The following is a 659-nucleotide window of genomic DNA, read 5'->3' on the forward strand; positions in this document are numbered from 1 at the left end:
AGCTTCAAAAAGGATTTCTATAAATTCTTTATAATGGGAAAGAATATATGGATACAGAAAAGAAGGTAACTTAAAAACAAGATGATAATGTGGAGAATTAGAAACTTTTTCTTTTGTATTAGAATTCCATTCTCTTTTATTTTCTGATTGGCAAGTAGGACAAGATCTATTGTTACAAGATTCTCTAATGAATATAGAGAAGTGTCCGTTTGGACAAGAATAGACTCTTCCCTTCATGGCATTAGTTCTACAAAGAGCAACAGCAGAAACAACCTTCTTAACATGAGTAGGCAGGTTGGAAGCTTGAATCTTATCTATTTGCTTATATAAAACTTGTTGGAATTCATTCATAGAATTAAGTTCTAGGGCATTGCAGATAACAGCAACTAACCGCTTCGCTTCGGGACGAGCCCTCGCTTGGGCTGCGCCACATAGGCTTCTGGCACTCCCCTTGCAGTCGCAAGTGTCGTTCCAGTCCCTAACGTCCCGTTTCCGGGACTCAGGGCCAGCCTACGTCGGTTAGTCTAGTTCGTTATACGCCATAATTTAAATTTAAAGGAAAACAAAAATGAACATGGAAATATTAACTAAAATATTCACTTTCGAAAAATACCCAAATTCAACTAACGACATTGCCACATTGTATGCACTTCTTTCCA

General features: G+C 37.6%; 1 protein-coding gene. It reads right to left on the reverse strand.

Features of this window, described 5'->3' with window-relative positions:
- On the reverse strand, positions 1-351 hold a 351-nt coding region (locus LEP1GSC199_RS09010; RefSeq protein WP_002981098.1), incomplete at its 3' end, for a transposase zinc-binding domain-containing protein.
- Between the last annotated feature and the right edge of the window lie 308 nt (positions 352-659).

The organism is Leptospira vanthielii serovar Holland str. Waz Holland = ATCC 700522 (genome assembly GCF_000332455.1).
Lineage (GTDB): Bacteria > Spirochaetota > Leptospiria > Leptospirales > Leptospiraceae > Leptospira_A > Leptospira_A vanthielii.